This is a genomic window from Capnocytophaga sp. H4358, assembly GCF_002302515.1.
Lineage (GTDB): Bacteria > Bacteroidota > Bacteroidia > Flavobacteriales > Flavobacteriaceae > Capnocytophaga > Capnocytophaga canis.
The window spans coordinates 1,257,016-1,272,298 of record NZ_CP022380.1 but is presented as its reverse complement, the minus strand read 5'-3'; the positions used below and the strand labels follow the sequence as shown (position 1 = coordinate 1,272,298).

The 15,283-nt window shown below is 36.6% G+C and carries 12 protein-coding genes; 4 read left to right on the top strand and 8 right to left on the bottom strand.

Annotation, left to right across the window (positions count from 1 at the left end; translation table 11 throughout):
• Positions 1 to 43 precede the first annotated feature (43 nt).
• Both CGC49_RS05465 and CGC49_RS05460 read right to left on the bottom strand, forming a co-directional pair.
• Entirely contained in the window at positions 44 to 397 is a 354-nt protein-coding gene (locus CGC49_RS05465) for a phage holin family protein (RefSeq protein ID WP_095912049.1), read from the bottom strand.
• 60 nt (positions 398 to 457) lie between these two features.
• Entirely contained in the window at positions 458 to 1,708 is a 1,251-nt protein-coding gene (locus tag CGC49_RS05460) for a hemolysin family protein (RefSeq protein ID WP_095912048.1), read from the bottom strand.
• Between the two features lie 670 nt (positions 1,709 to 2,378).
• Between CGC49_RS05460 and CGC49_RS05455 the strand changes: the two genes are divergently transcribed.
• Both CGC49_RS05455 and CGC49_RS05450 read left to right on the top strand, forming a co-directional pair.
• Positions 2,379 to 3,113: a TlpA disulfide reductase family protein gene (locus CGC49_RS05455; protein WP_095893637.1), complete on the top strand. Its 735-nt coding sequence runs from the start codon at positions 2,379 to 2,381 to the stop codon at positions 3,111 to 3,113.
• A gap of 303 nt (positions 3,114 to 3,416) precedes the next feature.
• The gene (locus CGC49_RS05450) at positions 3,417 to 3,749 is read left to right on the top strand and encodes a hypothetical protein (RefSeq protein ID WP_157909005.1); all 333 of its coding nucleotides are present in this window, start codon (positions 3,417 to 3,419) and stop codon (positions 3,747 to 3,749) included.
• A 23-nt stretch (positions 3,750 to 3,772) separates the two neighbouring features.
• Here the strand turns inward: CGC49_RS05450 and CGC49_RS05445 are convergent, their stop codons facing one another.
• The 6 genes from CGC49_RS05445 to CGC49_RS05420 form a co-directional block, all read right to left on the bottom strand.
• Positions 3,773 to 4,975: an IS256 family transposase gene (locus CGC49_RS05445; protein ID WP_095893597.1), complete on the bottom strand. Its 1,203-nt coding sequence runs from the start codon at positions 4,973 to 4,975 to the stop codon at positions 3,773 to 3,775.
• A gap of 316 nt (positions 4,976 to 5,291) precedes the next feature.
• Positions 5,292 to 9,302 carry a glycoside hydrolase family 2 TIM barrel-domain containing protein gene (locus CGC49_RS05440; protein WP_095912046.1) on the bottom strand — a complete coding sequence of 1,337 codons (4,011 nt, stop codon included), beginning with the start codon at positions 9,300 to 9,302 and terminating at the stop codon, positions 5,292 to 5,294.
• A gap of 101 nt (positions 9,303 to 9,403) precedes the next feature.
• Positions 9,404 to 10,690 (bottom strand): M56 family metallopeptidase, encoded by a 1,287-nt coding sequence (locus CGC49_RS05435; RefSeq protein WP_095912045.1) that lies wholly within the window; start codon positions 10,688 to 10,690, stop codon positions 9,404 to 9,406.
• On the bottom strand, positions 10,690 to 11,061 hold the full coding sequence (locus tag CGC49_RS05430) for a BlaI/MecI/CopY family transcriptional regulator (protein WP_018278204.1): 372 nt from the start codon (positions 11,059 to 11,061) through the stop codon (positions 10,690 to 10,692). Before CGC49_RS05430 ends, CGC49_RS05435 begins: the two co-directional genes overlap by 1 nt.
• A 165-nt stretch (positions 11,062 to 11,226) precedes the next feature.
• Positions 11,227 to 12,090 (bottom strand): pirin family protein, encoded by an 864-nt coding sequence (locus tag CGC49_RS05425; protein WP_095912044.1) that lies wholly within the window; start codon positions 12,088 to 12,090, stop codon positions 11,227 to 11,229.
• 66 nt (positions 12,091 to 12,156) lie between these two features.
• Positions 12,157 to 12,552 carry a hypothetical protein gene (locus tag CGC49_RS05420; protein WP_095912043.1) on the bottom strand — a complete coding sequence of 132 codons (396 nt, stop codon included), beginning with the start codon at positions 12,550 to 12,552 and terminating at the stop codon, positions 12,157 to 12,159.
• A gap of 193 nt (positions 12,553 to 12,745) precedes the next feature.
• Here CGC49_RS05420 and CGC49_RS05415 point away from each other — a divergent pair, with 193 nt between their 5' ends.
• Together CGC49_RS05415 and recJ are read left to right on the top strand one after the other, a co-directional pair.
• A complete protein-coding gene (locus tag CGC49_RS05415; protein WP_042347632.1) occupies positions 12,746 to 13,102 on the top strand; it encodes a helix-turn-helix domain-containing protein in 357 nt (118 codons plus the stop codon).
• A 341-nt stretch (positions 13,103 to 13,443) separates the two neighbouring features.
• Positions 13,444 to 15,138: a single-stranded-DNA-specific exonuclease RecJ gene (gene recJ, locus CGC49_RS05410; RefSeq protein WP_095912042.1), complete on the top strand. Its 1,695-nt coding sequence runs from the start codon at positions 13,444 to 13,446 to the stop codon at positions 15,136 to 15,138.
• The last annotated feature ends 145 nt before the right edge of the window (positions 15,139 to 15,283 follow it).

The following is a 15,283-nucleotide window of genomic DNA, read 5'->3' as shown; positions in this document are numbered from 1 at the left end:
AATAGGGATTTGTTATTTCATATTCCCTAAGTTCGATATTCGATTATCTCCTTTGCCCTTCCTTATCTAACAGATTTTGAGCTACGGATTGTACTAAGGAGAGACATAAACTGAATAATAAAGCTCCAAAAAATCCGTTTACTTTGAAGCCTTCAACCAATTGAGCTGCCAATAGAATAATCACGGCGTTAATCACGAACATAAACAATCCTAAGGTAAGAATGGTTATAGGAATGGAAATGATTGCTAACACTGGTTTTACTAAAACATTAAGAATTGACAAAACAAAAGCCACTAAAACAGCTGAAAAATAGTCAGTTATATGAACCCCTGGCAATATATTCCCCAAAAGAAATATGATAACTGATGTGATTAATAAACTTACGATATATTTCATTTTAGCTATGAATTTACAATTACAGATAATAGAAAAGCCCTTTCTCGAGATTTTTATTTCCTATCGCTCTTGAATTAAAACACGCACACGCTCAATTTTGTTTGCTGAGCATTCTTCAACAACAAATTCAAACGGTACAATTTCCACGATTTCTCCTTGTGAGGGAATCCCTTCGTTGGAGGAGACAATTAATCCGCCCAGTGTTTCATATTCCTCACTCTCAGGCAAATTCAGTTTATACGCCTGGTTGATATACTCCACTTCCAAACGTGCAGAAAACACAAATTCACTCTCCGAAATTTTTTCTTCCACAAAAACATCTTTGTCGTGTTCATCTTCAATTTCCCCGAAAAGCTCCTCAACAATATCCTCCAAAGTAAGCATTCCCGAAGTGCCTCCGTATTCATCTAAAACCACAACCATACTTTTCCGTTTTCGCGTGAGCATGTTCAGAATTTCGTTAATTAGCATTGTTTCAGGAATATACGGAATGGGAATCAAAATACTTTTAATGTCCTTAGGTTTTTTGAACATGTCGAAAGTGTGTACATATCCAACAATATCATCAATATTCTCGTTGTAAACCAATATTTTAGAAAACCCAGAGGACACAAATGTATCAATCAGCACTTCTGGTTTTTCATTGATTTCAACTGCCACAATTTCCGTTCGAGGAACCATAATTTCACGTGCTTTTACCCCCGAAAACTCCAATGCATTTTGAAAAATCTGTACCTCAGCATCAACTTCTTGTTTCTCTGGAACGTTTTCCATCTGTTCGGAAATATAGTCCACAAGTTCTAATTTTGTGAACGATAACGGCACATAATCGCCCTTAGTTTTAAAGAATGTTTTCAGTATAAAATCTGAAATCCAAATGACAAAATTCGATATTGGAGAAAACAACCAATAGAAAAAATATGCGGGAATAGCCAATATTTTTAATAATTGATTAGCGTAAATTTGAAAAAAAACTTTCGGCATGAACTCTGCCGTGATAAGAATAATCAAGGTCGAGATTACGGTATGCCACAACACATTTTGAAAAAAAGGAGGTAACGTAGCTGTCATCACCCGCCCCATCTCAAATCCGTATAGTACCAATGTAATGTTATTGCCCACCAACATAGTTGTAATCAACTTCGAAGGTTTACGCGTTATTTTGGTCAACACATCGGCCAGTAATCCTCCTTGCTTCTTTTGGATTTCGATATGCACTTTATTGGAAGATACGTATGCAATCTCGAAACCTGAAAAAAAGGCAGATAAGATTAAGCATATGATTATTATGATGATAGAAACTGGTTCCATTGTTTCAAAATGATAGTGTTACCCAAATTAGTTGCAAAACTAAAAAAAACTTTGCTAAAATCTTAGTTTTTAGTAAAGTTTTTAGGCAAAACGCATAATATTTTTATTTCTGTAAGCTGTATAAGGGTTGCATAATCAGCTTTTTAGTTATTAAAATAAACTCTCAAATGAAGCATTTAAAAAAATCATTGTGAGGTGACTTAAAAAATGAACTTTTAGCACTATCAAAAAAAAGTATCTTTCGTAGCACAAGGGGTAAGCGAAAAGAAAATAAACACTACTCAACAGACGAGTTTAATTTTTTCGATATGTAAAATCAACTCTTTCAGGCACTTTGATAATTTGTTATTAAGAAAGTGTACATTTTTTGTAACTTTTTCTTCTTTCATTCGTCTCAAGAGTAGAAATCAATATTATATGAAAACCATATTACCGTTTTTATACCTAATTTTTGATACGACTCTTTACTCTCAAGATGCCCCTTCTTTCAGGAGAAGTAAAAAATCAGTAACGAAAACTCGATGAATTTGTAAATGTTACCTAAAGAAACATGATAAACCAGTGCTATGTACACTTACCAATTCCTGAATTACCTATATTTGACTGCTAATGCTGAAAATACGCATATTTCACATATTTATAAACACTAATAAAATTATCACAAAAAACCATGAAAAAATTAACATTGCTATTAATTCTTCTTTTTGTTTCAGTAGTTTCCTATTCTCAAACTAAATACTATAGTACGGACGGAAAAAATAGGCTGACCGAAACCGAATTAAAAGAAGTTATTTCCATTTTGGAAGATAAGATGACAAAAGCATTTAGCAGAAAAATGAACGCTAGCTTAGTAGTAAAGGAAACACTGATAAAAGAAGATTCAACCATCGTCATGGTCTCATTTGATATGTGTGGTAAAGAACAGAACGAACTTTTTAAATCAGGACCTCTTTCCGAACATAAAAATAAAGAACTTCCTAAATTCAGTTTGAACACCTTGAATGGCGTAAAATTCAATTCGGAGCAACTAAAAGGAAAGCCTACAATGATAAATTTTTGGTTTACCAAATGTGCTCCTTGTATCGACGAAATGCCTGTTTTAAATAAAATCAAGGAGAAATACAAAAATGATTTTAACTTTATAGCAGTTACCTATGAGAAGAAAGAAACCGTCGAAAATTTCCTAAAATCACACTCTTTTGATTTTGAACATTTAATTGATGCTAAAGATTTAATAAACCAATTAGGAATAAAGTCGTTTCCTCTAAATTTATTTTTGGACAAAAATGGTGTTTTACAATATGTAGAAGGAGGAATTCCATATAATTTTATTGACGAAAAAGAAAAGAAAATTGGAGAAGGAGATGAATTTATAAAAATTATCGAAAAACTAAAATCACTTTGATTAACAAAGCTTTACTTAACAAGTTAATTTATATTAATATGTTAGGGTAATTTTAATACTCCCGACAACTTTTTAGTAAGTAAAATATGAAAACACCTCTATCCCTTTCCTTATAGTTGTTTTTGCTCCTCTTCAAATAAAAAATGATATAAACCATTAAATAACAAATACTTAAAAAAGCATCATTAAAAATGAATTTTATATATCCTATTCTTTTTTATTCTATTATTTATAGCTTTGTATTGGATTCAAAATGCTATATATGACAGAACGGCAAGAAAAAAACTAAACAAAATAAAAGACTTGGGCTTAAAACTAAATTATACTCTTTATTCGGTAAAATGCGAAACATTCATAAGTGGTGGAGGGGCAGGAAGAGGTCAGCATAAATATCGTTTCAGACTTGCTGATTTGTATTTTTACGAAAATGCTCTGGTTATAGCTGGATATTTTAAAATCGGAAAATATAAATCTTATAAAACCGTCCTATTTCTATCTAACGACAACAAACTGATACTTAATCGTCATAACATTGAAGTAAAAACACCTAAAAAAGTGAATTTAAATTCCTTTAACAGTGATGTCTATATTGAATTTATCATTTCAAATTTCGACACTATCCCTCTAAGTGTGTAAGTTAAAAAGTTGGGGTTAAGTTTTTATAGTTTGAGTCTTTGTGCAAATATAAGCATAAATTGGTTCAAGACAATCCCCCAATTTTGGATAGGCATACTCCACTTTTTGGTAGCTTCTCTCAAAGCCAAGAAAACGGACTTTTGCACAGCTTCGTCTGTTGGGAAAGACAGCTTGTTTTTGGTGTATTTCCGAATCTTACCATTCAGATTCTCAATAAGATTGGTTGTGTAAATAATTTTTCTTATCTCTAACGGAAAATCGAAAAATACGGTCAATTCGTCCCAATTGTCATACCAAGATTTGATAGCATAGCCGTATTTTGACTCCCATTTTTGGGCAAAATCTTCCAAAGCAACCTTGGCAGCTTCCTTGTTAGGGGCAGTATAGATGTGTTTCATATCGGCTGTAAATTCTTTTCTGTCTTTGTAAACCACATACTTACAAGCATTCCTAATCTGATGAACCACACATATTTGCGTTTGTGATTGGGGAAAAACCGTGCGAATGGTTTGCGTAAATCCGTTTAAATTATCGGTGGCAGTAATGAGAATATCTTCCACTCCACGAGCCTTTAAATCAGTGAGAACGCTCATCCAAAAGGCGGAACTTTCATTCTTTCCGAGCCACATTCCTAAAACTTCCTTTTTTCCCTCTCGATTCAAGCCCACAGCAAGGTAAATGGTTTTGTTGACAACTTTTGAGTTCTCACGAACTTTAAAAACGATGCCGTCCATCCAAACAATCAGATACAGCTCGTCCAACGGGCGGTTCTGCCAAGCGACCATTTCATTGGTAACCGCATTGGTAATCCTTGATATTGTGGAAGTTGATACTTCAAAGCCGTACATTTCTTGGATTTGTTCTTCGATGTCGCTCACGCTCATTCCTTTGGCATAGAACGATACGATGATGTTTTCCAAACCATCGATAACGTTCTTGCGTTTAGGGACTAACATTGGGTTAAAACTACCGTCTCTATCCCTAGGAACTTGGATTTGTTCTTCGCCAAAGGAAGTTTTTATCTTCTTGGAAGTGTGTCCGTTACGATAATTTCCATCTTTAGTTTTGTCGTGTTTTTCGTTGTCCAAGTGAACGTCGAGTTCGGCATTGAGCATATGTTCCACCGCTTTTTTGTGGAGCTCTTTAAAGAAACCTGTCAAGTCCTCAGCAGTCTTAAATGACTTGTAAAATTCTTTGCTGTTGAGCAATTCTTCCTTGTTAATCATATCTGTTTAAATTATGGGTCAAAAATAGTTAAAAAGTTATTTCCGAAATTTTTTTTGAGCTTTTAAGGGCTCAAAAAATTTCAGAATAACTTTTCAACTTACACAGATTATGGGATACTCCTCAAATTTCATAGAAACAATTGTGGAAATTCGTTTAAAACATTTAAGCGAAGAAGAAAAAAAGCAAATCAGGATTACTACTCCTAACACACCTCCTTTTTCTTTTTCTTGACAATAGAGTTCTTTATTCCACTAAATAACACAAAAGAAGCTGTCCGAAAAGGTCAGCTTCTTTTAGTTTAATTCTTAAAAGCTCCTATTCTTCCAACACTGAAAACTCGGCTCCCGAAGCGAAATCCTGATTGTAATGCTGGCTCAATGCCGTAAACCGTACATAACGGGTTTTCAGGGTTTTATCAAAAAGTATGCGTTTTAGCTCTGCACTGGTGTCAAAAGTTCCTTTTTGGATTTCCGTCCAATTTTTTCCGTCGGGACTTACTGAAAAGCTGTATTCTTTCACTTTGCTACTCCAACTATCGTGAGGCAAATACGTGAATCCCTTGATGTTACGCAATTCATTCATATCAAAATCTATCCAATGCGGATATTTCGCCACCGTAACGGAGTACATCGTGTGCCAAATGGTACTGGGGTTGCCATCAATCAAGTTTTGTGCATCGCCACTGCCTGATTCTTCGCTACTTGCAGAAATTACCCGCACAGGCACGTTCTCCAAACGGTCAAAAGTCATCGTTACTTGGGAGTTGGGTTTGCCTTCAAACCAAGCCGTTATTTTTCCGCCTTTTCTAAACGGAATGGGCAAGCTATATTTTGATGGTTTCTTTTGATTATCAATTGTATATACAATTTTAGCAAACCTATCTGCCGATGAAATACTTACATTTCCGAAGTAATCGCGTGAAATGGCAAGTGGAATTTCACCCGCAGGTCTTACCATCGTCTCCGCCTCAATGTTCCCATTACGAACGGGACGAATCATAAAGCCCATTACGTGCGAACCTCCTGCGAAAATGCGGTCTTTCGGAAGTGGTGCTCCCTGTCCGCAACTATTCCCACCTAAGCCTGTTACGCCCAAATCCAAATGCAGATACGTATCCTTAGCCTTAGGCAATTCGTGCGGATGTCCTGCCAAAATCATATCCTTTGCCGTGTACTGCAATGCCGAAGCTGCCATCGGTTCATTAGGAATGAAAACCGCTCCATTCCCCTGATTATCAGTAAGTGAAATCCACCTGACTTCTTCGTGATTGCCCATATCCTGCGGTTTGGGGAAGTGTACAAATTCATCTTTTACCTTACCCGAAAATTTTTCAATAAAAGCCCCCGTTTTGCGGTCGTTGTAATTGTCGTGTTTTCCGCGTCCGTAATAGGTCAGGTTTTCGTATTTCTGCGGAATGGTCATCACATATCCCAATCGCGGAAGTATCAGCCACAAATCGTTGGAAGTGATGGCGGCTTGTAGTTCTACGCTTCCGTCTGGATAAACGGTATATATCTGATTAGTAATGAATTTAAAATCGTTTTTACCAAATTTTTGGTCGGTAAGCTCTTCGATTTTGTTTTTGCCCGAACTGGTGCCTCCGTGAATTTTCGCCGCATTCGGAGCTTGTGAAACTACCGTGAAATACACTGAAACCGAACCATTTTTATTTTCAACCACTTTGTTGGAAACGGCTTTGTGTTTCAAGTTATGAAGTCCTTTCTCAAACCATTTTTGGTAAAACCAATTATCGTTATTTACGAAAGCCCGTAACGCATTGATTTTAGGTCCGTTCCCGTTTTCGATAATTACTTCGTTCCCATATTGCAGATTGAAAATAGTTCCTGTTTTTGTGTCAAATTTTGCCGTAAAATCGTTGTTTTTCAATACTTTTAGGTTTCCTTCATCTGAAAGTTGAATTTTCCCGCCTTTGGCTATTTCCAAAACGGAAGGTTTTTGCGAAGGCGATTTCAGCAAAAATTGTTCTTCTGCCTGAACATAACCTCTTGAAGCCCAAGGTTTATCTTCTTTCAGTTTGAACTGAATTTTCAAAAAATATTCCGAAGTAGGTTTTAAAAGCGATTGATTATAAGGCACTTTCACCGTTTTTCTATTTCGAGCTGGAATGTTGCCAACGGCTAAACTTCCTTTTTCGATTGATTTTCCGTCTTCAAACAAAAACCATTCCACCTCGTAATCCGATAAGTCCTTGAAATAGTTCTTGTTAAAGATTTCAATCTCATTGCCTAAGTTTTTCATTCCAACGTACTGATACACTTTTTTCACCTCGTAATATTGCGGTTTGGGGGTCATATCGGCAAAGATAATCCCGTTCATAACAAACTGACCGTCATTAGGAAAGTCGCCAAAATCACCTCCATAAGCAAAGTAGCGTTTGCCTTCTTTGGTGTAATTGTACATCGCTTGGTCAATCCAATCCCAAATCGCACCTCCACAAATAAAGTTGCTCGACTCGATGGCTTCCCAATAATCTATCAAATTCCCCACCGCATTTCCCATAGAATGAGCATATTCCGAAATGTGGAACGGATATTTGATATTGTGCGTTCCTGCCGCAGCCCCTTTCATCCAAGCGATGGACGGATATTGGTTTGAACCCATATCCACAATGTCGTTATTTCGCTCATACTGAACGGGGCGCGATGGGTCGAACTTTTTAAGAGCGTTGTAAGCCGTTACGAAGTTTTCGCCCGGTCCTGCCTCATTTCCAAGCGACCAAATCACAATCGAAGGGCTATTTACCGTAGCGTGAGCCATTTCCATTACCCGTGCCACGTGGGCTTTTTCCCATTCTTTGGGGTGCGAAAGCGATTCTTTTCCGTAGTAATACTGATGCGATTCGATGTTGGCTTCATCTTCCAAATAAATGCCGTATTTATCGCACAAATAGTACCAATATGGGTCGTCAGGGTAGTGTGAATTTCGCACGTGGTTGATGTTGGCTCGTTGCATCAATTTTATTTCGTCTTCCATCTGTTGGCGAGTGATGGCGTGTCCGCGTTCGGGATTGGTTTCGTGCCGATTTACTCCTTTGAATTTGACGGTTTTGCCGTTTACGTAAAAATATCGTCCCGCTTTGCCAAATTCGTCGTCTTCGGCTTTGGTGTCTTTAATTTCCACTTTACGGAAGCCCGTGTAGGCGGAAACAGTTTCTATCACGTTGTTTTTCTTGTCTTTAAGCTGAGCCACCAATACATAACGATGCGGAAATTCGCTCGACCATTTTTTAGGATTTTCTAACGGAAATTTGGTTTTTACTACCGATGAATTTTGTGAAGAAACATCAAAGGAAGTCGAAAAAATGGGCTTTCCAACTTCTTTATTTTCATCGGAATAGAGTTTCGTTTCGTAAAGTGAATATTCTATTTTGTAGCCTTGTGCTTGTTTTTTATCCAGATTTCGGATTTCTGCCGAAATAGTGAGTTCTCCGTTTTGGTAATTGTTGTCCAAATCAGGAATCACTTGCAAATCACGGATTTGTACTTTTGGAACGGAAGTTAAAGCCACCGTACGGAAAATTCCCGCCAAACGGAACATATCCTGAGCTTCAAGGAACGAACCATCGGAATTTCGGTACACTTCCACCGCCACCGTATTTTTTCCTTTTTGCAGATATTTGGTGATGTTGAACGCCGCCAAATTGCGGGAGTTTTTTGAAAAACCGACATATTTTCCGTTTATCCACAGATAGAAAAAGGAATCCACGCCATCGAAATTGATAAACACTTCGCGATTTTTCCAATCTTGCGGAATAGTAAAATCTCTGCGGTACGACCCGACTTCGTTTCTATAAACATAAGTTGTCCAAGTAGTTGGCGGCGTACGCATTACACCTTTTCGCCAATCGTCCACTTTACGTTCGTGGTAGAAAATCACAGGCTGATTGACGTAAATCGGTACGCCATATTTTAGGGTTCCATCTTTTTGAATGCCGTAGATATTCCAATTGGAAGGCACAGGAATTTCCTCCCACGCAGTTACGTCATAGCTCGGTTTGAAGAAATCTTTCGGACGCTCATCAGGTGTTTTTACCCAATGAAATTTCCAATTTCCGTTGAGCGATTGCCAATATTTGGAATTTTCGGGCAATACTTTTCGTGCTGACTGCTTATCAGCAAACGAGAAAAAATAGGCTTTGGGCTGCTCTTTGTTAAGCGAAAGTTCCTCCACCGATTCCCATTCCTTGCCTGTGGGAGCTTGTTGGTCGCCATAAGCATAGCCAAGGAGAGGCTGCTGTTGAGCGAAAATAAAATTGGAAAACACCAATCCTACAATCAAACTTACTTTGTTAATGTGTTGTATCATAATTTTAGTTGAAAAAACAATTCGCACAAAGGTAATGAAAAAATTGACGGTTTCCAATGAAAAAAAGACAAAGCCCAAAAAAAATGGGCTTTGTCAAAATCCTATTTACCTAATTTAAAACTTATTGGATAAACGAAATTTACTGCAATATTTTTACCTTTGTGTTTTGCTGGAATAAGTTCAGGTAGCATTTCTATGAGACGTTTTGCTTCTTCTTGAAGTAGCTTATCGCCTCCTTTTAACGATTTTACAACAACCTTTCCTTCAGCGCCTATGACAAAAACCACGGTTACCTTACCTTGTAGATTATTTTTTAAAGCAGCCTCTGGATATTTGAAATTACGTGCTATGTGTGCATCCATTTTTTTTCTGAAGCAATCTAAATTTTCACTTTCAGAAACATTCTCACACTCCTTAAAGCGAGGTGTTTTATCTACTTTCGTAAAGGGAAGTGTGTCATTCACAACTTGATTGTTTGTAAGTTGAGCTTCAGCCACTGAAATTTTTGGAAGGCTTTCCGATAGATTGTTTTGCGGAGCATTACCTGCCGAAAGCATCAGCACTGAAACTGCCAATGCGGGGATTGCCAATAAGTATTTTGACATCCCTTTTGTCGATTTTTGTTTTTGTTGTAACATACTTAGTCTTCGTTTAATAAGTTTGGGAGCAGACCAATAACTGGTAAGCAAATCAATCTTGGTTCCCAAAGCTTGGTTAATAAGTGTTTGATAATAATAGTTTTGAAACTTAGGGTAGGTTTGCCTATCGGCTTCAAATTCGTGTGCTTCTACCAATCGTTTCTGATAGAAATACAACAATGGATTAAACCAAAAAACAATCTTCATCAGTTCCAAAAACAACAAATCAAGCGAGTGCCACTGCTTTTGATGCACTTTTTCGTGTTCAATAACACAGGTTTCTTCCGCTTGTTCTTTGCCTACATAAATGTTATTCATAAATGTAAAGGCTTGGGTCAAATCCTCTAATAGGAAAATACGAGTTCCGTTCAGAACCACCCGTTGTGAACGGTTCAATAGGCGGTTCAACCGTATTATTTTTATGATGAAAAGCAATCCGAAGCATACTGCCCCGATACCATAAATCATTTCATACCAATTGATAGCATTCGTGTTGGAGGCTATAACCATATTTTCTGAAGTTGTATTGGCATAGGCGACAAATTCTTCCAAACGGATAGCCGCTGTAATATTATCGTTTGCCAAAGAAACCGGGAAAAAAGGCAATGTTAATGAAAGTGCAATTCCCGATAGCAGGAAAAAGCGATTTATCCTAAAATAAGGCTCGTTTTTGAAAAACGCTTCGTAAAGCAATAAAAACAAAAGCTGTACGAACATCGTTTTAACTGAATATATTAAAAAGTTTTCCATCACTTTTCCTTTTTAAGTTTTTGCAATAGGTCTTCTACATCTTTTAAGTCGATGTCCTTTTTTTCAACAAAGAAGGAAAGCATCGATTTAAAAGAACCTTTAAAATAATTTTCAGCCAAGTCTTTAAGTGATTTGTGACTGTAAATTTCCTTCGATACTATTGGAAAATAGATAAATCCTCTACCTTGTGGCTCGTGACTGACAAATCCTTTATTTTCCAATATCCGAACCACTGTTGATACCGTGTTATACGCAGGTTTGGGGTCATTCAGTTGTGCAATGATATCATTGACTGTGCCTTTACCCAATTGCCACAATACTTGCATAATTTCTTCTTCGGCTTTAGTAAGCGTTTTTATAGATTGAGACATTAACTTATTATTTTTATACGGCAAATATACAAACTATTTTTTTAGTTACAACTATTTTTTTAGTTTTATTTTATAAAAAACTTGAATTAAGCACAAAAAAAACACATAATAAAAAGAAAATCAATTTATTAAGTGTTTATTATTTTGTTAGGTTTCACATTTTCGTTACTTCAACTCTCCAAACTTGCCTTGTTCAAAATCTTGGAAGGCTTGTATGAGTTCTTGGCGGGTATTCATCACAAACGGACCATAAGCGGCAATGGGTTCGGCAATGGGTTCTCCACTAAGTACTAATATCAAGGCATCAGAAGTGGCTTCCACAGTGAAATTTTCACCATCGTTTTTGAACAAAACAAAGTGGTCAGCAGCGATTTCCTCCTGTTCGTTTACGCGGATACTTCCCTCCACCGTTACCAAAGTCGTGGTGTAATGTTTTGGGAAAGAAAGTGTGGTTTTTCCTCCTCTTTGCAAACGCAAATTATACATATGGATAGGGCTAAAAGTAGAAGCCGCACCTTTCACGCCGTTGTATTCCCCTGCAATCACCGCTACTTCGCCATCGGCTATCGGAACTTTGGGGATATCCGCATTTTTTATTGCCTGATACTTAGGCCGAGTGGTTTTGTACTTTGCCGGAAGATTTACCCACAGCTGCATCATATGAAAAAGTCCGCCTGATTTACTCCACTCGGTTTCGTGAAATTCTTTGTGCAAAATGCCATTTCCAGCGGTCATCCATTGTACATCGCCCTCTCCGATTACTCCGCCTCCACCTGCACTATCTGCGTGTTCTACCTTGCCTTTGTAAGCGATGGTTACGGTTTCAAAACCTTTGTGCGGATGCACATCTACCCCTTTCGGAATTTCACTCGGTGGGAAAACATACGGGGCATTGTAATCCATCATTATAAAGGGGTCCATACGCTCCATAGAAGAAGTTCCAGGAATGAAATTATGTACGCGAAATCCGTCTCCCACAAAATGCGGTGTGCCAGGACGAACGATTTTTTCTATATGTTTAGTGTTCATAGTCTCTTTTTTAAATTTGTTATTTATTGTTTTACAAGATATTATCTACAAGAAAAATTATTCTAACTAATCGTTTTTCTTAAAAATATTGGTTTTATCCAAGTTCAGAAAAGGATTATTCAAATTCGGATTATCTTCAAAAGTATAATTCGACATTCTTCTTCTAAATAATTCATTACGAAGATTGATGACTACTTTTTCCAAATCTGTCATATTTTTGAAATCTGCTTTTTCAAATATAATCTCCGAATCTAAAATTCCTGCGATTTTCTTTATTTTGAGGATTTCTTGTTCTTCAATGGTTGCATCTGCCAATATTGCTCCCACAGCAAAGAGATTCAATTTTTCAATGGCTTGTTCGGCATTATCCGCAAATTCAAACACAACTGAAGTATATACTTTTGCCAACTCTCTGATGAAAGTTTCTTCTTTAGAAACAATCAAAACAACATTTTTTTTCATTGTTTAATCTCCTTTTATTTTTCTGATACAAAGATACGACTTTTTGCAATACATTTTTCAGTAATAGCATATTATCAAGCTAATATACTTTTATATAGTAATTGATTTTTAAATGTTTATTTTGAAAAATGTAGGTATTCAATATTTTTCTATTTGCCAATATTGTCTATTTTTGCAATTTCAAAAACATCTGATGAAAGAAAACAACGAAAATAAATACACGGAAATACAATCGGTTTTAGATGCGATTGAAGTCATTGGCGGAAAGTGGAAATTTCCTATTATTTACAGTCTCTGCGACCATACCAAGCGGTTCAAAGAATTGGAAAACGAACTGAAAGGTATTTCACCCAAAGCCCTTTCCAACGCATTGAAAGATTTGGAAATGAATGGACTAATACATCGAGAAGTGTTTCCTACCGTTCCCGTTACGGTAGAATACAGCCTTACGCCCTACGGCAAAGACCTAAAGCCTGTACTTTCTGCCCTACAAGAATGGGGCAAAAAACACCGTGAAAAAATCGTGGAATCTTGTAAGAAGGAGGAGTAAGGATTATTTTGTATTTCTAAATCACTCATTGACGGAATGTTAGTAAAAAAAACATCTATCAGGTAAATGTTCCCCGAAATGAGAGCGATTATATCTGTAACAAATTGATCAAAATAGAGTCACAGATAGAAGTGTTTTAAAACCTGTTTTTTTATATTTGCCTAAAGTTACTGAAATATAATGCTTTATATTTGTGTAAAGTACTGTTTTTCACGCAAAACATTATTTTGAAATAATTTGAACAGGACATTATTTAAAGAGTAGCTCCTACAAATAATTGTTTTAGGAAAATATCAAAAACTAAAAAAGGAAAGCAATAATCCATTAGCAAGAACTTAAACATGAATTACAATTGGGTTTTCAAACAATCACCTCAAAAAGAAATAGTAGCTTCACTCCAAAAAGAACTCAATGTCAGTGAAACAATAGCTACGTTATTGGCTCAGCGAGGAATCACTGATTTTGATAAATCAAAACGCTTTTTCCGTCCGTCATTGGATGATTTACATTCTCCTTACCTGATGAAAGATATGGAAAAGGCAGTATCGCGCATTCATAAAGCTATTGAAAATCAAGAAAATATACTCATATATGGTGATTACGACGTAGATGGAACTACCGCCGTGGCACTAATGTATTTATTTCTACAACAATTCACCCATAATATTGATTTTTATATCCCCGACCGATATAGCGAAGGCTACGGCATTTCTTTTCAAGGAATTGACTACGCTTCCGATAATGACTTTTCGTTAATTATTGCTTTGGATTGTGGTATTAAGGCAGTTGATAAAGTAGCATATGCCAATGAAAAAGGAATTGATTTCATTATTTGCGATCACCACCGTCCGTCTGATATTGTACCCGATGCATTGGCCATTCTGAACCCCAAACAAGTCGATTGTTTGTATCCTTACAAAGAGTTATGTGGCTGTGGGGTAGGGTTTAAACTCATTCAAGCACTCAACGAACATTGGGGATATCCTTTTGAGGAAATCCTACCATTTTTGGATTTAGTAGCTACTGCCATTGCTGCTGACATTGTTCCTATTACGGACGAAAATCGGGTGTTAATGTATTTTGGTCTGCAAGTGTTGAACCAAAACCCGAGAGTAGGATTGAAGGCTTTGTTGGAAGTGGACAAACCTGTGAAGACTTCCAATGTAGTGTTCCGATTAGCGCCCCGTATCAATGCCGCGGGGCGTATTGAACACGGCAAATTTGCAGTAAAATTGCTTACGGAAAACGATGAAAATAGAGCCATTGAAAAGGCTAAAATCATTGAAGAGTTCAATACGGAACGCAGAGATTTAGACCAAAATATTGCCAATGAAGCCTTAGCACAAATTCAAGAGAATAAGGAACAACATCGTTTTTCGACTGTGGTTTACGCACCATCATGGCACAAAGGCGTGATAGGGATTGTAGCTTCTCGTCTTATTGAGACGTACCACCGTCCTACGCTTGTATTTACTAAAAGTGGAGAAAAGTATGCAGCTTCCGCACGTTCCGTTTCTGGTTTTGATGTATACGAAGCCTTGGAACAATGTTCCGAGTATATTGAGCAATTCGGAGGACATAAATATGCTGCAGGACTCACTCTTTTGCCTGAGAAATACAGCCTTTTCAAAGAAAAATTTGAAGAAATTGTTTCTAAAACCATCACAAAGGAATTGTTACAGCCCAAAATAACGATAGACACCATGTTTCCATTGGAACAGATTACGGATAATATGTTTCGCATTATAAGTCAGTTTGAACCCTTTGGGCCACACAATATGACACCTATTTTTTACGCTGAAAATGTGATAGATACAGGCGTAGCAAAAGCTATCGGCAAGAATGGAGAGCATTTACGATTAACTTTGAAGGAATGCGGAGGAAATCGATTTTTTACCGCCACTGCTTTCAATATGGCTCATATGTTACCAACTATCAAACAAGGTAATGTTTTCAAAATTGCCTATTCACTTGAGGAAAATTTTTGGAACGGGAAAAGATACCTACAATTGATGATTAGAGATATAAAGTTTTGATTTTTATTAAATTAGCATCTTTTTTTGAATTAGTATCTACTTTTTTCTTAATTAAATTTATCATCTAATAAAATATTGAAAATCAATCAATTGTATAGCAGAATTAATAACTTACCGAACGAAAAAAACTATGGATAATGAAAAC